Source organism: Spirosoma sp. SC4-14, from assembly GCF_037201965.1.
In the GTDB taxonomy this organism is placed as follows: Bacteria; Bacteroidota; Bacteroidia; order Cytophagales; family Spirosomataceae; genus Spirosoma.
In genome coordinates this window covers 1693455-1714152 of record NZ_CP147518.1, presented here as the reverse complement: position 1 = coordinate 1714152, position 20698 = coordinate 1693455, and the positions used below count along the sequence as shown (strand labels likewise).

Here is a 20698-nt window from a genome sequence, read left to right as displayed (position 1 = left end):
TATACTCAACCAAAGCCCCCTTCAGGGGGTTGGGGGTATTGACACTATTCGAACAAAATGAAACGAACCATCGCTACGTTACTCCTTGCCTTTATTTCTACGCTCACTTTCGCGCAGCAGGCTGAAATCTGGATTGCACCGGGTGGGTCGGATGCCGGTGCAGGAACGAAGGAGAAGCCGCTGGCCAGTTTACAGATGGGGCTTCGCAAGGTTCGCGAACTCCGTCGGTTGAACGATCCGGGTATTTCGCAGGGAGCGCATATCTATCTGAAAAAAGGCTTGTACGCTTTAAGTGAGCCTGTTTTCATTCGGCCGGAAGATTCGGGAACGCCCTCCAGCCCAACCATTATTGAAGCGGCTCCGGGAGAGAAACCCATTTTGAGTGGGGGCGTAGCTATCACAAACTGGCAGAAGCTGAAAGGCACCGTAACGGGTTTGCCCAAAGATGCCATCGGCAACGTATGGGTGGCCGATGCACCAAACGTGGGCGGGCGATTGCTGGAATTTCGACAGTTGTGGGTCAATGGCGAGAAAGCAATACGTGCCAAAGACACACCCTATCCGCTGATGAACCGGATTCTGTCGTGGAATAAACAGGAGCAGACCTGCTGGATTCCGGCGCCGAAATTCGGTGATCTGTCCAAAGCCGCCGGGCTCGAAATGCTTATCCATCAGTGGTGGGCCATTGCTAATCTACGTATCAAACGCATTGATGTACAAGGCGATAGCGCCAGGCTCTGGTTTCATCAGCCCGAAAGCCGGATTCAGTCGGAACATCCGTGGCCTGCGCCCTGGCTATCGAAAGAAACGGGCAATTCAGCGTTTTACTTAACCAATGCCATTCAGTTTCTGAACCAGCCGGGCGAATGGTTTCTGGATGCCAAAGCCGCAAAAATCTATTACATCCCGCGCCCGGACGAAAACCTTGCCACCGCGCAGGTCATTGTGCCCGCACTTGAAACGCTGGTACGTATCGCCGGAACGATTGACCATCCGGTTGCGAACGTCCTGTTCAAAGGTATATCGTTTCAACATACGGGCTGGCTGCGGCCGTCTCAACAGGGACACGTACCGCATCAGGCGGGACTGTACATGCTCGATGCCTACAAGCTCAAAATTCCGGGTACGCCCGACAAAAAATCATTGGAGAATCTGGCGTGGGTGGGTCGTCCGGCAGCGGCTGTGGAAGTCAATTTTGCCAGTCAGACGGGTTTCGAGACGTGTCGATTTGAGCACATGGCGGCTACCGGACTGGACTATCACAAAGGTGTTCAGGACAATGTGATTCGGGGAAATCTGTTCAAAGACATTGGCGGTACGGGAATTATGGCGGGCGTTTTCGCCGACGAAGCCACGGAAATTCATGTGCCCTACAACCCAACCGATGAGCGGGAAATATGCAGCAACCTGACCATCAGCAACAACCTGATCACCAACGTAACGAATGAAGACTGGGGTTCCGTAGGCATCGGTGCGGGTTACGTTCGGGGCATCGTCATCGCGCATAACGATATCAGCGAAGTGGGCTACAGCGGCATCAGCCTGGGCTGGGGCTGGACACGGACCATCAACGCCATGCGCAACAATCGGGTGGTGGCGAACCGGATTCATCAGTATGCCAAGCATATGTACGACGCTGCGGGTATCTATACGCTGTCGGCGCAGCCCGGTTCCAGCCTCACAGAAAACGTCATTGACAGCGTATACAAAGCGCCTTACGCGCACTTACCAGCCCACTGGTTTTACCTCTACACCGATGAGGGTTCATCGTATTTTACGGTAAAAGATAACTGGACACCCTCGGAAAAATACCTGCAAAATGCCAACGGCCCGAACAACGTCTGGGAACACAACGGCCCACAGGTTGCCGACAGTCTTAAAGCAAAAGCGGGTCTTGAAACACCCTATCAATTTTTGCTTCGCGAAAAAGCGCCTGCCGATCCACAATGGCGTATTAACAAGGAAAATCCGGTTATTGTCGAACTCACGGGCAGCGAAGCGCAACCGATTGATCGTGAGCAGCTAAAGGAAGTAATGGCCCGCAGTAAGGTTCGTCCGGAAGCGCTCTATCAGTGGCAAAACCACTACGTCATTTTCGACAAAGTACAGGATGTATTTGTGCTGAGCGAACGCCTGAAGTCGGCTTTCCCAACGTCGACCGTCAAAACGTATTACGATCTTTTCTACGAATTTAACCGAAGTCGTTGCGACACCGGGCCCGTATCGGGCGAGTGGAGTCATACGATTTTAACCGCCAATCTCGTAGCGGATGCCAAACTCCAGAACGAGTATCTGACCTATCACGCTACGCAGTTTGAGAAGTGGCCAGAAGTGGCCAACGGATTTTGCAACGCCCGGTTTCAGCAACTCCTGCTGTATCGAAATGGTCGGCAACTCATGCTGGTGATCAGCGTTCCGAAAGGCGAAAGCCTGGACAAACTCAACCCGAAAACTACCGAAAACAATCCGCGGATGGATGTGTGGAATGTCCACATGAAAAAATACCAGGAAGGTATTCCGGGCACCAAACCGGGCGAAGTCTGGGTAGAATTTAAAACTGGTCAATAGTCTTTGGTCAATTGACTTCCAAAACATTATAATTACCGGGCCGGTAAAGACGAAGGCCAGGTACTCGTTCGAAATGTTTTTGATTCAGCGTGAAATCGGGGATCTCAAACTATAAACCGACTCCAATTGTAAAGCAATCGCCAGGTCCGGTAGCTGGATAAAGTCAACAAACCTCTGTAGCCAATTCGATGCAATCTCCAGGATTTAATTGCACGTGCTTGAATTGCTTACGAATAGCATCAAACTCATTCCTGGTAATTGGATCAACTGTGCGGCCCCGAATATTAACCCGCCATCGCATCAATTCAATATACACACTGGCGGAAATGACAGGAACGGCAGTTGTCAATAGCTCATTATACGCTGCCACAATTTGGAGCTTTTTCAGAAAGAAACGGCAAATAATTCTGGTATCTACCAGCACAAACGAATTACGAAGAGAAGGAGTCATTCGGGCAGAAAAGACGTCAACTTTATATCTTTATGTTTGGCTAGTATTCGCTGAATGGCCAGGATCTTCAGACGAAATCTCCCCGTCAGGAATTGATCCTTCAATAATTTTACCCATTGCATTACGTCCGCGTATCACCAACTGGGCCAGATCATTTTTTGCTGTCTTAGTAGTTATTTTTTTCTATCCTTCCCTATTCTAACAATAGTTAAACCATTTGACAATCATGCAGCAATAATTTCGCTCGTTCAGAATACTATCGCGGACGAGCAGCGTGCATCATACGTAAATTTTGTAGAGTGATTGGCTAAAAACCTACAAGTTCTGAAATGACTTATAGGTTTATTTTTGGCATGCTTATGAAAATTTCCCGCTTCCTGCTCCCGGCTCTTTTTCTGTTTCTCAAAACGCAGGCGCAAACTCCTGCCCGTCAGCATCTTACGCTGTGGCACAACCGGCCGGCCAATCAGTGGGTTGAGGCCTTGCCGATTGGTAATGGCCGATTGGGCGGTATGGTATTCGGGGGTGTTCAGGACGATCATATTCAGTTCAACGAAGCAACCCTCTGGACGGGTGGGCCGCGTGAATACCAGCGCGAAGGAGCGGCTCAGTACTTACCTCAGATTCGCCAGTTGCTTGCCGACGGCAAACAGGCCGAAGCCGAAAAACTGGCGCAGGAGACGTTCATGGGGCGGCAAAGCAACGAAACGGATTATGTGCAGAAAAAGGAAGCCTGGTTGACACGAGTACGTAACCTAAGTACCGTAGCGGCAAATCCCACGGTTGCTACGTTCGATGATCGTGACTGGAAAACCATGCAGGTACCCACTGCTGAAGGATGGGAAAAAGCGGGGCTGGAAGGGCTGGATGGCGCCGTCTGGTTCCGTACGACGTTCGATCTGCTCGAAGCCTGGGCAGGTAAAGACGTAATCCTCGATATGGGCCGCATCCGCGATCAGGATTTTACGTACCTGAATGGTGAGTTGATCGGTTCTGACGAGGGCATTGCGAAAAATCGGCGCTACAAAATTCCGGCGGCTAAACTACGTACTGGCAAAAATCAACTCGCCATTCAGGTGATCAATCTGTTCGATAAAGGTGGGTTTATCGGGGTCAAAACCAGCCAGCCAACGTTAGTTGTCTACCCTGTCGGTCAGCAACCCACCGATGGCGTACCACTTCGTCGGCCTTTCCACTACTGGATTCAGGACGGGAATCCACCCGCATCGCCCCGGTATCAAGCCGATTATCAGCCCTTTGGCGATCTGTGGCTCCACGTTAAAGACCAGGAACAGGCGACAAACTACCGCCGGGAACTGGACCTGACAACGGCCCTTTCACGCGTTTCCTACACAGTCAAGGGCGTACGTTTCACCCGCGAGTATCTGGTCAGTGCCCCCGATCAGGTGATGGCGGTTCACCTGACGGCCAGTCAGCCCGGTAAAATCAGCTTCGAGGCTTCGCTGGATAGCCCACACGCTGGTTCGTCGGTCCGGCAAATTGACAATCAGACTATTGCGCTATTGGTCCAGGTCAAAAACGGGGCGCTACGTGGCGAAAGTCTGTTACGTATCCAAACCAGGAAAGGCCAGATTCGCGTGTCAGCCGGCAAACTGATTATTTCGGGAGCCGATGAAGCCACCTTGTATCTGACGGCGGGGACTAATTTCAAAAACTACAAAGACGTTTCGGGCGACCCGGCTACGATGAGCCAGCAGCCGTTGCAGGCCTTACGTACCAAACGCTTCGACACGGTCAAAGCCGACCATATCCGCGAATACCAATCTTATTTTAATACCCTTTCGCTGGATTTAGGCCATTCACCAAACGAGCAATTACCCACCGACGAGCGGCTTCAGCAGGTTGACCAAACCCCCGATCCGGCCCTGGCGGCTCTGTATGTGCAATATGGCCGGTATCTGCTGATTTCTGCTTCGCGTCCGGGCCGCACCGGTGTACTGGCGCAACCGGCTAATTTACAGGGCATCTGGAACGATCTGCTGACCCCTCCCTGGGGCAGTAAATACACCACAAACATCAACCTCGAAATGAACTACTGGCCTGCCGAAATGCTGAACCTCCCGGCCTGCTACGAACCGCTGTTTACGGCTATAGACGAGTTGGTTGAGTCGGGACGGAAAACAGCGAGGGCTCATTACAAGGCCCGTGGCTGGGTACTCCATCACAACACCGACCTATGGCGCGGAACGGCACCCATCAATGCGTCGAATCACGGTATCTGGGTGAGTGGGGGTGCATGGCTGTCGCATCACCTCTGGGAGCATTACTGCTACACGCAGGACCGGACATTTCTGCAAAAGCGAGCCTATCCGATTATGAAAGAGGCCGCTCAGTTTTTTGTCGATTTTCTGGTCAATGACCCCAAAACTGGCTGGCTGATCAGTACGCCATCGAATTCGCCCGAACACGGCGGTTTGGTTGCTGGCCCAACAATGGACCATCAGCTTATCCGCGATCTGTTTAAAAACTGCGTGGCCGCCAGTGAACTACTTGACACGGATGTCGCCTTTCGGGATACGCTCAAAACCATGTACAGCCAGATTGCCCCGAATCAGATTGGCAGGCATGGTCAGTTGCAGGAATGGCTTCAGGATATCGACGATCCAAACGACCACCACCGGCACGTATCGCACCTTTGGGGCGTCTATCCCGGTACTGATATTAGCTGGGATGAAACGCCTGAGTTGATGAAAGCCGCCCGGCAGTCGCTGCTGGAGCGGGGCGACGAAGGAACGGGTTGGAGTCTGGCCTGGAAAATCAACTTCTGGGCCCGCTTCCGCGATGGTAATCATGCCTATAACATGCTCAAACTACTGTTCCGGCCAGCTATATCGCCCGAAGGCACAACGGGCGGAGGCTCATACCCCAACCTGTTCGATGCACACCCTCCGTTCCAGATTGATGGCAATTTTGGGGGAGCAAGCGGCATTGCCGGGATGATGCTGCAAAGTCAGGACAAGCGGGGTGCCGCCCAGCGGGGTGCCGCCCAGCGGGGTGCCGCGCAACTACTTGATCTGCTTCCCGCCCTGCCCTCCGCCCTGCCCACCGGATACATCAACGGCATCTGTGCGCAGGGCGGCTTTGTGCTGAACATTCGCTGGCAAAATGGCCATCTGACGGGTGTTGATGTTACGTCGAAAGCGGGCCAGCCCTGCGTTCTTCGCTATGGCGATAAGCAAATCAACCTGACAACCGAAACAGGCAAAACGTACCGGTTCAATGGCGATTTGAAGGTGCTGTAGAGTCAATTGGGTAGTGCCTGACAGGTTCTATCCAGCCCTAAAAAACGAATTCCCCAAAGTTGATCGCTTTGGGAGATTCGTTTAGATTGTTCCCGTGATGATGAGCCTATATTACAGGGATTTCAACTTAATATTCCGAAACCAGACACTGGTATTCCAGTCCTGTAAGCCAATTCGACCCGAAAATTTGCCCTTGGCGAAGGGAACATCTTTTAGCTTGCTGGCACTCACGCGTTTTTTCCAGTCGGCACTCGTCACATCGTGTTCCTGAACCACATAGCCATTGATGGTGACGGTCAGCTTATTCTTTTTTAGCATAACCTCCACTTTATTCCAGCTTCCAAGCGGCTGGGGCTCCTGAATACGGACATCCGCTATACCAAACAGATCACCGGAACTATGCGGATGCTCCACGGCTTTCTGATACAGCACATCGTCGCCCACCTGAACCTCTAATCCAGTAGTATAAACCTTCTCATTCTTAGGCGCTTCTTCCACAAAGAAAAAGAAACCGCTATTGGTGTATTTTTCAATCTTAAACTCCGCTTTGAAGTCAAAATCACCGGATATGACCGCATCGGTCACCAAATCGCCACCGTCGCGAACGGTACCAGTTGCCGTTTTAGGCACATCCAAATGCAAAACGCCCTGTTCCACTTTCCAGGACGAAGGCACTCCTTTGCCATTGTATTTATGCCAGCCTTTGAGGTCGTGGCCATCAAACAGCAATTTCCATCCCTCTTTTTTTTCCTGCGCCGATAAGGTGTTGAGCGGCTGCGCCTGCACACCGGCAAAAGCCAGCCCCATTAATAAACTGAAAACAGATCGTTTCAAAAACATAGTGATTAGGATTGAATCAATATAAGCAAATCATCCAGCTAAACTCCTCATTATGCGCTTATGTACATTGCTTTAGACCAGCCGGCGTAGCTCATTCTAAAGATATTGCCAGTAGGACCGGGCAACTATGTGCATTTTAAGCTTGTTAAGCCTACTGGTAAGGTTGAGAATATATAAGCCTTAGGTTGCCCCTACGTAGCAGATGAAAATATTACTGGTTGAAGACGAAATTAGTCTGGCTTCTTTTATTCGAAAAGGAGTCGAAAGCGAGGGGTACGAAATTGATTTGGCATATGATGGCCTGATGGGACAGCGGATGTTTGCCAATAACAGCTACGATGTGGTTGTTCTGGATATTAATTTGCCACACATCAATGGATTTGAGCTATGTCGGCGTATTAAGCAGGAGTCGCCCCGACAGCCCCTATTGCTGCTGACAGCACTCGACAGCCTGTCGGATAAGGAGAGCGGCTTTGGAGCCGGTGCCGACGATTATCTGGTTAAACCATTTGAATTTCGGGAACTTATCCTGCGAATCAAAGCGCTTGCCCGCCGAAACAGCAGTTTTACGGGGATAAAAACAACACTTCGGGTTGCCGATCTGGAACTGGACACAGAAGCCCATTCGGTTACTCGTGCCGGACAACTCATTGAGCTGACCGCCCGCGAATATGCGCTGCTGGAATACTTAATGATCAATCGGGGAAGAACCGTCAGCCGGGTCGATATTGCCGAAAAGGTGTGGGATCTGCATTTCGACACCAACACCAATGTGATTGAAGTGTATATTAATTACCTGCGCAAAAAGATCGACAAAAATTTCAACCCAAAACTGTTGCATACGGTTGTTGGTATGGGGTATGTTTTACGAGGCTAGCCATGCAGATCAAACATAAACTGATTCTGTGGTTTTCGTTGCTGGTTGCAGGCATTTTGCTTATTTTTTCGGTCTATGTTTATAACACATACGCCAGTTTCCGGCAAAAATCCATTGAAGACCGACTTGAACGAAAAGCCCGCATAACCGAACAACTGCTAACGCTGAAAGGAGCCGTAGCAGGAAACGTTATTACGTCGATGCCTGAGCAGGTCGAGTTTGTCTACTCGCCAACCGACAGTCTGATTTATGCCAGTCAGCCCACGAATGATTTCATACCAAACCACGCCTTTCGGCAACGAGTCCGGCGCGAACGGCTGGTGCGGTTTCGGTATAATAGCCCTGGCCATACTTACCCTAAAGATGGAATTGCGCTGACCTATGCGGGTCTGTTGCCCTCTCCCGATGGGCACGAATACGTAGCCATAGCAACTGCCTATGACCAGGATGGCTATCAGCGTCAGAACGATTTACGCGACCTGTTTATCGTTGGGAATGCTGTTGCTATCGGCCTGGTTGTTTTGCTTGGTTATTTCTTCTCCAGGCAGGCCCTCAAGCCACTAAATAGCCTGATCGATCAGATTCAATCGCCCCCGGCCAGCACAATGGCATTCCGGCTGCGGGCAACTACTCCACAGGACGAGGTAGGTGTATTGGCCAAAGCATTCAATGACCTGTTAAACCGGCAGGAACGGCTGGTCGACAACCAACGTTCCTTTATTGCCCAGGCTTCGCATGAGTTACGAACACCCCTTACCACCATTAAGGGATGGCTGGAAACGTCAATACTCTACGACAACGACCCCGATAGCCTCAAGCGTGGAATGGTACAGGCAGTAACTGAACTCAACAAACTAACTACGCTGGCAAATGGCTTACTGCAACTGGCTCGCATCGACACTGTAGATGGCCAGATTGATCGCCAATCGCTCGAACTGGTTGAAATTGTACTGGATGCCGCCGACACGCTCGGCCAGCAACGTACCGGACAGGCTTTATCCGTTCAGTTGAGTGACGGTGTTCTGGAACAGCCTACACCTGTTATGGTTCTGGGGAATGCATCGCTGCTCAAAACAGCATTACTAAACTTATTAGACAATGCCGCCAAATACTCCAACGGCCAATCCATTGCCCTTTATGTTGAAATGGATACTGAAGAGCGCGTACGTATCCGAATTGAAGACAAGGGCATTGGCCTTACACCGGGCGAAGAAGAGCAGATTTTGTTGCCGCTGGTACGAGGTTCCAATGCGCTGTCAATTGGCGGATTTGGCATTGGATTAACCCTGGCCCATCGAATCATTACCCTGCATCAGGGAAAGCTACACCTGCATCCACGCCCTGAAGGAGGAACAGTTGTGGTAGTTATTTTGCCTCTACAACCGGCCTGATCGGCAACACTAACGAAAAATAGACAGCAACGTTTGTTTTCGTACAGCTAGTTCATTAAGCCGCCATTTGGAGAGGCAGGCGACCTGGCCCCAAAAATGAGAACCAACCAGATTAACTGACTTACCTATCGATTTTGAAAAGAAATCTCCGAAACGATCAAAATTCAGTCATTATTCATCAATAGCCACGTATGCTTTATAACTATACCGCTGCAAAATTGCATTACCATCCGACTAACCATAACATAGATATTAACCTTTTTAGAATAGGGTCTTTACTGACCATTTTTTTTAACGCAAAAAGTGTCAAAAAGACACTTTTCACCAAAGGCATGCTGGCGAAAGTACTGGTATTAGGGCTAAAAATGAAACTATAAACTTTTGCAAATCAGCAAATATCCTAAACACTGTTCATCCTAAGCCGAAATTCGGCTATCCGAATGCAGAGATACCTTTGCTGACGTGATCAGGCAAAAGATTTAGAGTATGAGCCTGTTCTAAATGTATCATAAAACTTCCCATAAACGTATCGTTGCCAGGCAACATAGCTCTTCCGTTTAGAAAGATATATCAGCCACTTGCCAGCGATTTCCAATAAATCACTCATGAAAAATAGACTGCGGCTATTCATTTTTGGGGCTTTATGCCTACTATTAAGCCAAACAACGTTGGCTCAGACTACGCTCGTAAACCCGATCCTGACGGGCTTTTATCCTGATCCGAGTATCGTGCGGGTGGGGCCTGATTATTATTCGGTGCATTCTACGTTTTCGTATTTCCCGGGCTTGCCGATCATGCACAGCCGCGACCTGAAAAACTGGAAGCAAATTGGCAATGTGATCAATCGTCCTTCGCAAATGGATTTTATGGGCGAGCGGATGACGCGTGGGCTGTTTGCCCCGGCCATTACGTATTACAAAGGGACGTACTACGTGACGTGTACGGACATTGACCACGATGGAAATTTTGTCGTAACGTCCAAAAATCCGGCTGGTCCTTACAGTAACCCGGTGAAAATTCCGCAAGTACGCGGAATTGATCCCTCCATTTATTTCGATGAAGAAACCGACAAAGCATACATCATTTATAACAGCGATGCGCCTGACCGCAAACCGCTGTATTCGGGTCACCGCACCATCCGAATGTACGAGTTCGATTATAAGAATTTGACAGTATTGGGTGAAGAAAAACAGTTGGTGAATGGTGGTGTAGATCTGTCTAAAAAACCCGTTTGGATCGAAGGCCCCCATATCTTGAAGCACAACGGTTGGTATATCCTGTATGCGGCCGAAGGTGGAACCTCCGTCAATCACTCGCAGGTGGCCCTGCGCAGCAAAGATATTTGGGGGCCTTATGTACCGTTTGAAGGAAATCCGGTGCTGACGCAAAGAAATTTGCCCGCCGACAGACCCAACCCAATTACGTCGGCCGGGCACGCTCAATTTATCGAAGGTCCCGACGGAAATTGGTATTCGATTTTCCTAGCGGTACGTCCCTACGAAGGCGATTATTACAATACTGGCCGTGAAATGTTCATAGCTCCACTGACGTGGGTAAACGATTGGCCGATGATCGAACACGGTGAAAAAGCCATTGAGTATCAATACAAAACAAACATCAAAGAAGTAAAACAGAAAGAAGCTTTGCCGCAAAGCGGCAACTTTGGGTATACGATGACGTTCGACAAAGGGCTTGATCTGTCGATGCTTTTTTTGAGAACAGTGGATAGCAGTTCGTTTAAAACGTCGAAGGCCAATGGACTAACACTTACCCTCAAACCGGAAACAATTTCAGAAATGGGAAATCCTTCGTTTGTGGGTAAGCGACAACAACACTTATACAGCACTGCCGAAACCGAAGTGACCTTTTCGCCAAAATCAGATAATGAAAAAGCGGGTTTGGTGATTTTTCAGGACGAACGCCATTTCTACTTCGTGGCCAAATCAAAAAAAGAAGGCAAAGACGTGATTCAGTTGTTCAAGAGCAAAGACAAAGCCCTGGAATTGGTAACTGAAGTGCCTTTGACTTCATCCGCTGCCAGAGTGAATTTTAAAATACAATCGGAAGGTGCCTTGTACAGTTTTTACTACTCGACTGACGGAAAAAACTGGAACGTGCTAAAAGACCAGGTTGACGGCAAGTTTTTGAGCACCAAAGCGGCCAACAGTTTTATTGGCTGCGTGTATGGCCTGTATGCTACGTCATCAGGCGAAAAATCCGAGAATTCGGCTTCGTTCAAGTACCTGAAATACAAAGGCGACGACCCGATGTATAAGTAGTAATTTGTCATCCCTCATTCTTCGGGATGACAAAAACACAACATAACGTTACCCTTGAAAAAGCCCATACTCCATATCGCCCTCCTCTTTCTAACCAGCGTTTCAGCCCTGGCTCAGATGCAGCCGTTTACGTTGCAGGAAGTAAAGCTAACAGGCGGGCCTTTTAAGAATGCGCAGGATGTTGACCTGAAGTATATCCTGGCGCTGAACCCGGATAAACTGCTGGCGCCCTACCTGATTGATGCCGGGCTGCCGGTGAAAGCTCCGCGCTACGGTAATTGGGAAAGTTCGGGGCTGGATGGGCATATCGGTGGGCATTATCTGTCGGCGCTGGCGATGATGTATGCCTCGACCGGGAATGCTGAACTGAAAAAACGGCTCGACTACATGGTCGATCAACTGGCTCGCTGTCAGGCTAAAAATGGCAATGGATACGTTGGTGGCATTCCGCAGGGAAAGGTGTTCTGGGAGCGTATTCATAAAGGCGATATCGACGGCAGCAGCTTCGGCCTGAACAACACCTGGGTGCCGCTCTACAACATTCACAAGCTGTTCGCTGGGCTGCGCGATGCTTACGAATACGCCGGGAACAAGCAGGCTAAACACGTACTGGTCGGCTTGGGCGACTGGTTTATCGACCTGATAAAACCCCTGTCCGACGAGCAGATTCAGCAGGTATTACGTACGGAACATGGCGGCATCAACGAAACCTTTGCTGACCTTTACATCCTGACCAACGACAAAAAGTACCTCGAAACAGCGCAGCGGATTTCGCACCGGGCGCTGCTGAATCCGCTGCTGGCGAAAGAGGATAAACTAACGGGACTACACGCCAATACACAGATTCCGAAAGTGATCGGGTACGAGAAAATTGCTACGTTAACCGGCAAGAGCGACTGGTCGGAAGCGGCCGTGTATTTCTGGCAGAACGTATCGCAGACCCGCAGCGTGGCTTTTGGCGGAAACAGCGTGCGCGAGCATTTCAACCCGACAACGGATTTCAGTCAACTGCTACGTTCGAATCAGGGGCCGGAGACCTGTAATTCGTTCAATATGCTGCGCCTGAGCAAAGCGTTGTTTCTGGATAAGAACGACCCCACTTACCTTGACTTCTACGAACGGACGCTCTACAACCACATCCTGTCGAGTCAGCATCCCGAAAAAGGCGGATTCGTGTATTTCACTCCCATTCGCCCCAACCACTACCGGGTATATTCGCAGCCCGAAACCAGCATGTGGTGCTGCGTCGGGTCGGGGATCGAAAACCACACCAAATACGGCGAACTGATCTACAGCCATTCCGCTAACGACCTATTCGTCAATCTGTTCATTCCGTCGACGGTAAACTGGGCCGACAAAACGATCAGGCTGACCCAGCGTACCGGATTTCCGTATGAAAACGGGTCGGAACTGGTTGTAGAAACAAAAAAGCCACAGGAATTTTCGCTGAACATCCGCTACCCGAAATGGGCCGGTGATTTTGTGGTTCTGGTCAATGGCAAGGCGCAGACCGTTGAGGCAACCCCGTCGAGTTATGTCGCCGTGCGCCGGAAATGGAAATCAGGTGATAAAGTAACCATCCGGTTCAAGACCTCGACGCAACTGGAATATTTGCCGGACGGCTCCAACTGGGCGGCCTTTGTGAACGGCCCGATAGTGCTGACGGCCAAAACGTCGACGAACGACCTGACGGGGCTTTTTGCCGATGACAGCCGGATGGGTCACGAAACGAAAGGAAAACTATACCCACTCACCAATGCCTATGCGCTTGTGGGTGACCCGGCAACGTACCTGAACACCCTCAAACCCATTGACCGGCTCCGGTTTAGTCTGGACTCGCTGACCTTACAGCCGTTTTATGAGGTACATGATGCCCGCTACCAGATGTATTTTCAGACCTTTTCCAAAGCTGCTTTTGACGAACAGAAAGCCCGGTTGAAACAGCAGGAAGCGGAGGCAATCGCCCTGCAAGCCAGCACGGTAGACAAAGTGAATTGTGGCGAACAGCAACCCGAAGTCGACCACCAGTACAAAGGCGAAAAGAGTGATTCCGGCTACGATGACGAGCGGTTCTGGAGACGTACCCATTCATACATCGCCTATCAGTTTCAGAACAAAAATCAGACGGGTAAATACATTGACATTCGTGCTTTAGACGATATCAAGCTGGACAATGTAGACTTCCTTATTAATGAAAAACCAGCCGAACTTATTTCATCTGAGGGAAAAACGATACGGCTTAGAGCAGACAGCCAGGAGGTGATTTCGCTGAAAATCACGGCCCGAAATGGGAAAAGTACCCCTCGATTCAATCAAATCAGACTTGTAACGCAGTAACGTATGATTCGCTTCAACAGGAACAAATGGAAAATAAATACCTATAAAAGTGTCAAAATAACACTATTGGTGTTTGGGTGTGTGCTGAACTCGCTGGCGCAATCTAATTTCACCAGCAAAACCATTGGTATCGGGGTCGTAGTGGCCGACCTCGAACGCTCGCTGGATTTTTACGTAAATGGGATCGGCATGGTCAAAACCGGCAGTTTTACCATCAGCGAAGACTTCGGCAAACGTTCTGGATTATCTAATGGCGTAGCGACGAACGTAACCATCCTGAAGCTCGAAAACAGCCCCGAAGCCACCGACTGGAAGCTGATGAGCTTCGGCAAAAAAGCGTCGCATCCGAAGCCCAGCCACATTCAGGATGATACGGGTATGCAGTACATCACCATTCAGGTGAAAGCACTACAACCCATTATTGACCGGCTCAGGCAGATGAAGGTGCCGTTTCTGGGCAGTACGCCCACACCTCTGAACGACAAAGCACAGTTTGTTTTTGTGCAGGACCCCGACGGTACGTTCATTGAGCTAATCGGTCCAATGGAGTAAGCGTTTTTCTGTCATCCCGACGGCAGGAGGGATCTTCGGTATAAGAATTTTTTGTATCGCCCGAAGATCCCTCCTGCCGTCGGGATGACAAAAAAAGGACGCATAAGTAGCTAATAATAAAGTACTTATATGAAAATCCTCCTTTTTCGTTCTGGTTTATTGGCCTTAGTATTGCTACTGACACAGTTCTGGGCAACAGCCCAACTGGCGCAGAACCCGGTCATTTTTGCCGATGTACCGGATATGGCTATGATTCGGGTGGGTAACACCTATTACATGAGCAGCACCACCATGCACCTGAGTCCGGGGTTGCCGATTATGAAGTCGAACGACCTGATCAACTGGCAACTGATTGGCTACGCCTACGACACGCTCACCACCACAGACGCTATGAGTCTGACCAACGGCAAAAGCACCTACGGTCGGGGTTCGTGGGCCAGCAGCTTACGTTACCACAACGGACTTTATTACGCAACGACCTTTGCGCAAACCAGCGGCAGAACCCACATCTACACCACTAAAAACATCGAAAAAGGCCCCTGGAAAGAAATCTCATTCAAGCCATCCTATCACGACCACAGCCTTTTTTTTGATGACGATGGGCGAACGTACCTGATCTACGGGGCGGGTAAACTCAAACTGGTCGAACTGACGGCCGATGCGTCGGGGGTGAAACAAGGAACCACTGAACAGGTTCTTATCGAAAACGCCAGCATTCCATCGGGCACGGGCGGTGGCTTACCCGCCGAGGGATCGCAACTGTTCAAGGTGAATGGCAGGTATTACCTGTTCAACATCACCTGGCCCAAAGGCGGAATGCGAACGGTGGTCATACACCGCGCCGACAAACTAGCTGGCCCCTGGGAAGGCCGGGTAGCCTTACAGGATTTGGGTGTCGCGCAGGGCGGACTGATCGATACGCCTGATGGAAAATGGTACGCCTACTTATTTCGTGATTTTGGTGGAGTTGGTCGGATTCCGTATCTGGTTCCCGTGACATGGGAAGATGGCTGGCCGGTGCTGGGCGAAAACGGTAAAGTGCCCCAAACGCTCAACCTGCCCGCCAGCAAAGGGCTTATTCCCGGCATCGTGAACTCCGATGAGTTTACCCGCAAAAAAGGCGAACCCTCCCTGCCGCTGGTCTGGCAGTGGAACCACAATCCCGATAATAGCCTCTGGTCGGTGACAGAGCGAAAAGGTTACCTGCGGCTGAAAACCGGGCGTACCGATACGTCGTTCGTGATGGCCCGCAACACCCTTACCCAGCGTACCATCGGCCCGGAATGCACAGGCGCTACGTTGCTCGATGTGTCGAACCTGAAAGACGGCGATTTTGCGGGATTGAGTCTGTTACAGAAAAATTACGGTCTGGTCGGTGTAAAGCGGGAAAATGGACAAAATGCCATCGTGATGATTAGTGCGGCTACCGGAAAGCCAGTCGAGGTACAGCGCGTTCCGCTGAGCCAGAAGACGGTCTATCTGAAAGCGGAATGTGATTTTCGTGATCGAAAAGATACAGCCCATTTCTTCTATAGCCTCGATGGTAAGTCATGGACACCGATTGGCGAACCGTTGAAAATGCCCTACACCATCCCGCATTTTATGGGCTATCGGTTCGGACTGTTTACCTACGCCACCCAACAACCAGGCGGTTTTTCCGACTTCGATTATTTCCGGATTACTAACCAAATCGCAGCGAAAGAATGAGAGCGATGAGGGGAGTGCGCCGTTTTTGTCATGCTGACGAAGGAAGCATCTTCGGGTGCAACCTTTACCCAGCCTCCGAAGATGCTTCCTTCGTCAGCATGACAAAAGTGTCGCTTAAACCTACTGATCTTTATTATATGACTATGCATAGAATCTGTTTACTGGTCCTCTTTGCCTTTATCGGATTTAGAGGATACGCACAGGACAAAAACTTTTACATTTTCCTCTGTTTCGGTCAGTCCAACATGGAGGGCAATGCCAAGATAGAACCGCAGGACACGGTTGATGTGAACAGCCGGTTTCAGGTGATGGAAGCCGTTGACTGTCCCGATTTAGGCCGGACGAAAGGAAATTGGTACACGGCCGTTCCACCCTTATGCCGCTGTAAAACCGGCCTGACCCCCGCTGATTATTTTGGTCGCGAACTGGTGGCCAACTTACCCGAAAAGGTCCGGGTGGGTGTGATTAACGTAGCAATCGGCGGTTGTAAGATCGAGTTGTTCGACAAAGACCATTACGAATCGTACGTCACGACGGTGCCGGGTTGGATGAAAAACTTCATCAGCCAATACGACGGAAACCCATACGCTCGCCTGGTCGATATGGCGAAACTGGCGCAGAAAGATGGCGTCATCAAAGGCATTCTGCTGCATCAGGGCGAGTCGAATACCAACGATACGTTGTGGACCCAAAAAGTGAAGGTTGTGTACGACAATCTGATGAACGACCTGGATCTGAAGCCCAGAAAAGTGCCGTTGCTGGCTGGCGAACTGGTCAACGCGGATCAGGATGGCAAATGTGCGAGCATGAACAGGATTATTGCTACGCTCCCGCAAACGATCAAAAATGCACACGTGATTTCGTCGGCGGGCTGCACCGATTCGGCCGATAACCTGCATTTCAATGCCGCCGGATACCGGGAATTGGGCAAACGATACGCTGCGGAAATGCTGACGTTGCTGGGGTATAAACCGAATTAAAAAAGGCGTAAAGGTTTTATTGAGAAGACGTTTGAGTAATCAACCTTACCCCCGACCCCCTTTAGGGGTCGGCTGTTAAGCTCTAATCCCGAAGGGATGACAGGATTATAGGACAAAGATGCCTTGTATCCTTTTAAGCCCCGAAGGGGCGAAATTATATCACCCCTTCGGGGCTTAAAGGGTCGTTTACTTAGCTGCTTTGCTATAAACATGACACCCTTTCAGGGTTAATAATCAAGCCTTAACCCCCTTCAGAGGGCTAGGGGTTAAATGCCAGAAAAACCTGAGAAAACGATGCGTTTAAATTTGTTACGATCACCAAATGCCACTTGGATTATAGGCATAAAACCAGCGATCATAGCTATAGCTATGAGCCTGTTAGGATTTGCTCCGCAACGCACAACCGCTCAGGAAATCATTTCGTTGTACACTGCCGAGATACCTAATTCAAAAGCGTCAGAGGTACAGGAGTCGGGGGCGGCAACGGGCGTTTTGAAGGGCATTACCAAGCCTACGCTGGAGTATTACAAACCTGCAGCTGATAAAGCGTCTGGTACGGCTGTCGTCATCATTCCAGGCGGGGGCTATGGGGTTGTGGTGTATCAGGGAGAAGGCATAAATATTGCCAAAGCCTTTGCCGAAAAAGGAGTGGCGGCATTCATCCTGAAATACCGATTGCCCAGCGATGCCATCATGCCTGATAAGAAAATTGGTCCGTTGCAGGATGCTCAGCAAGCTATAAAACTGGTTCGCGAAAGTGCTGCCAGATGGGGAATCGATGCTGGCAAAGTTGGGGTCATTGGTTTTTCGGCGGGTGGACATCTGGCATCTACAGTGGCTACGCATTTCGAAAAACCATATATCGAAAATAGCCAGAACACCAGCCTGCGCCCCGATTTTCAGATTCTGGTCTATCCGGTCATTAGTATGCAGGATAGCCTGACGCACGGGGGCTCGCACGACAACCTGCTGGGTAAAAATCCGTCGCGGCAGGATGTCGAGCTTTTCTCCAATGAGTTGCAGGTTCGGGCCAATACGCCACCCACGTACCTGACCCACGCGGCCGACGACAAACTGGTCGATGTAGACAACAGCATCGTCTATTTCGAAAAACTCCGGCACCAGAACGTACCGGTCGAAATGCACATTTACCCCAAGGGCGATCACGGGTTTATTTTCCGGCATCCCGGCTGGATGGAGCCCCTGTTTGCCTGGATGAAACAGAATAACTGGATCAAAGAATAGTCTGCCGACTGCACAGAAGGAGCGTCATCGCTATGCGTAAAAGCAGATCATCTTAAACAAATTAGTAAAATGAGGCAACAACGTTTTAGCCTGTGGCTGGCCCTAAGTCTGGTTTTTCACACAATCGGATTTTCGCAACCTGTCCCGCCAAAACCCGTTGGCCCGCTTCCGAGCGAGAACCAGTTGCGCTGGCAAAAGATGGAATACTACGCGTTCATCCATTTTTCGATCAACACCTATACGGATATGGCCTGGGGGCTTGGCAACGAAGACCCCAAACTGTTTAACCCGACCAAACTGGATTGTCGGCAATGGGCCCGTATTTGTAAAGAGGCCGGGATGAAAGGCATCATTTTTACGGCCAAACACCACAGCGGATTCTGCCTCTGGCCCTCGAAATACACCGAATACTCCGTAAAAAATGTGCCCTGGCGGAATGGGAAAGCCGATGTTGTGCGGGAAATGGCCGATGCCTGCAAAGAATATGGGCTGAAGTTCGGGGTCTATCTGTCGCCCTGGGACCGCAACCATCCCGACTACGGCAAGCCGGAATATATCACCTACTTCCGCAACCAGTTGACGGAGCTGCTGACCAACTACGGTGACGTTTTCGAGATCTGGTTCGATGGCGCTAATGGTGGGTCAGGCTATTACGGTGGAGCTAACGAAACCCGCAAAATCGACGCGAAGACGTATTACGACTGGCCGACTACCTACAAACTCGTGCGGAAGCTCCAGCCCAACATCGTTATCTGGAACGACGGGGGCGACCGGGCCGATCTGCGCTGGGTAGGTACCGAAGCGGGCTATGTAGGCGAAACCAACTGGAGTTTGTTAAATGCGACCGGTGATGTGCCGGAAAAAATGCTGCGGTATGGCGTGGAGAATGGTGATACCTGGGTGCCGGGCGAAGTAAACACCTCTATTCGGCCGGAGTGGTTTTACCACGAGCGGGAAGACCGAAAAGTAAAGACCCTGCCCCAGCTAATGGATATTTATTACAATTCCATTGGTCGAAACGCTACGTTGCTGCTCAACTTTCCAATCATGCCCAATGGCCTGATTCACGAAAAAGACGAAAAAACTGTTCAGGCTTTTGCCAAAGCGACGAAAGAAGCGTTTGCTGTAAATCTGGCCAAAAATGCCCGTGCCACAGCCTCGCCAATACGCGGAAAAAGTGCAGCTTATGATGCCAGTAAGGCCATTGATGATGATAAGGAAAGTTATTGGGCGACAGACGATGTTGCTCGTAGTGGATCGCTGACCCTACAGTTTGCAAAACCCACCGCGTTCAACCGGTTTCTGGTGCAGGAGCCCATTCGGTTGGGTCAACGGGTTAAATCGTTTACGGTAGAGGCTCTGGTCGATGGCACCTGGAAAGAAATTGCCAAAGAAACGACCATTGGCTATAAACGTATTCTGCGGTTTCCGACCGTCGAAGCCACCCAACTGCGCCTGAACATTCTGGACGCCAAAGGTTGCCCGTTGATTTCAAACCTTGAAGTCTATAAGGCACCCCTGATTCTGACGCCCCCCAGCTTCATTCGCGATCAGGCGGGCGACATTCACATCAAATCCGGTGATACTGAATCGGAAGTCTATTACACCCTCGACGGAAGTACGCCAACGGCACAGTCGAACAAATACACGGCTCCCATAAAAACCAGCGCGGGTAAAGCCGAAATAAAGGCGATAGCTTACAATCCATTTACGAAGCAAGGCAGCATCGTCAGCGACGAAAAATTCGACATCGCCCACAGCAACTGGAAAATTGTGAATACGGATGCCAAGTCGGCCAATCAGGTGCTGGATGGAAATCCCAATACGTCGTGGCACCAACCCAAAAGTCAAATGCTGCCCGCCGACCTGGTCATAGACTTGGGGAAAGACGAAAATCTGGTCGGTTTCCGGTATTTGCCTGCCCAGAACTGGTGGGAGGAGGGAAGCATCATCACCCATTATCAATTTGACGTATCCGACGATAACACGAACTGGAAGCGGGTGAGTGAAGGCGAGTTCTCAAACATTAAAAACAGTCCGTTCTGGCAAACCAAACCCTTTGAACCTGTCAAAGCCCGATACATTAAACTCCGCGCTTTGAAAAATACACAGGAGGGTTCGGCTCCAGGCTATGCCGAAGTTGATGTCATTACCAAATAAAGGTTTTTCTGACAGGATTTACAGGATGAACAGGATTTATTGTTCATT

At 50.2% G+C, this 20698-nt stretch carries 13 protein-coding genes; 11 read left to right on the top strand and 2 right to left on the bottom strand.

Translation table 11 applies throughout. The annotated features are described in order from the left end of the window. The first annotated feature begins 57 nt into the window (after positions 1-57). The gene (locus WBJ53_RS06870) at positions 58-2568 is read left to right on the top strand and encodes an L-rhamnose mutarotase (protein WP_338875329.1); all 2511 of its coding nucleotides are present in this window, start codon (positions 58-60) and stop codon (positions 2566-2568) included. A gap of 163 nt (positions 2569-2731) precedes the next feature. Here the strand turns inward: WBJ53_RS06870 and WBJ53_RS06865 are convergent, their stop codons facing one another. Continuing rightward, a complete protein-coding gene (locus WBJ53_RS06865; RefSeq protein ID WP_338875328.1) occupies positions 2732-3019 on the bottom strand; it encodes a hypothetical protein in 288 nt (95 codons plus the stop codon). 359 nt (positions 3020-3378) lie between these two features. Between WBJ53_RS06865 and WBJ53_RS06860 the strand changes: the two genes are divergently transcribed. Further along, positions 3379-6282 carry a glycoside hydrolase family 95 protein gene (locus WBJ53_RS06860; protein WP_338875327.1) on the top strand — a complete coding sequence of 968 codons (2904 nt, stop codon included), beginning with the start codon at positions 3379-3381 and terminating at the stop codon, positions 6280-6282. 111 nt (positions 6283-6393) lie between these two features. On the opposite strand, the gene WBJ53_RS06855 is transcribed toward WBJ53_RS06860, so the two are convergent. After that, positions 6394-7122, bottom strand: coding sequence for a DUF1080 domain-containing protein (locus tag WBJ53_RS06855; protein ID WP_338875326.1), 729 nt, complete (start codon positions 7120-7122; stop codon positions 6394-6396). A gap of 202 nt (positions 7123-7324) precedes the next feature. Between WBJ53_RS06855 and WBJ53_RS06850 the strand changes: the two genes are divergently transcribed. From WBJ53_RS06850 to WBJ53_RS06810, 9 genes are all read left to right on the top strand, one after another. Further along, complete coding sequence (locus WBJ53_RS06850; RefSeq protein WP_338875325.1) at positions 7325-7999, top strand: response regulator transcription factor; 675 nt, start codon at positions 7325-7327, stop codon at positions 7997-7999. Positions 8000-8001: 2 nt separating this feature from the next. Further along, positions 8002-9390 (top strand): HAMP domain-containing sensor histidine kinase, encoded by a 1389-nt coding sequence (locus tag WBJ53_RS06845; protein WP_338875324.1) that lies wholly within the window; start codon positions 8002-8004, stop codon positions 9388-9390. Positions 9391-9995: 605 nt separating this feature from the next. Next, entirely contained in the window at positions 9996-11669 is a 1674-nt protein-coding gene (locus WBJ53_RS06840) for a glycoside hydrolase family 43 protein (protein ID WP_338875323.1), read from the top strand. Between the two features lie 54 nt (positions 11670-11723). Continuing rightward, positions 11724-14006: a glycoside hydrolase family 127 protein gene (locus tag WBJ53_RS06835; RefSeq protein WP_338875322.1), complete on the top strand. Its 2283-nt coding sequence runs from the start codon at positions 11724-11726 to the stop codon at positions 14004-14006. A 3-nt stretch (positions 14007-14009) separates the two neighbouring features. Further along, complete coding sequence (locus tag WBJ53_RS06830; protein ID WP_338875321.1) at positions 14010-14558, top strand: VOC family protein; 549 nt, start codon at positions 14010-14012, stop codon at positions 14556-14558. Between the two features lie 129 nt (positions 14559-14687). Beyond that, positions 14688-16265 (top strand): glycoside hydrolase 43 family protein, encoded by a 1578-nt coding sequence (locus tag WBJ53_RS06825; RefSeq protein WP_338875320.1) that lies wholly within the window; start codon positions 14688-14690, stop codon positions 16263-16265. A 137-nt stretch (positions 16266-16402) separates the two neighbouring features. Next, positions 16403-17245 (top strand): sialate O-acetylesterase, encoded by an 843-nt coding sequence (locus WBJ53_RS06820; RefSeq protein WP_338875319.1) that lies wholly within the window; start codon positions 16403-16405, stop codon positions 17243-17245. A 369-nt stretch (positions 17246-17614) separates the two neighbouring features. Next, entirely contained in the window at positions 17615-18490 is an 876-nt protein-coding gene (locus WBJ53_RS06815; protein WP_338875318.1) for an alpha/beta hydrolase, read from the top strand. 198 nt (positions 18491-18688) lie between these two features. Then, positions 18689-20650: an alpha-L-fucosidase gene (locus tag WBJ53_RS06810; protein ID WP_338877164.1), complete on the top strand. Its 1962-nt coding sequence runs from the start codon at positions 18689-18691 to the stop codon at positions 20648-20650. Positions 20651-20698 lie beyond the last annotated feature (48 nt).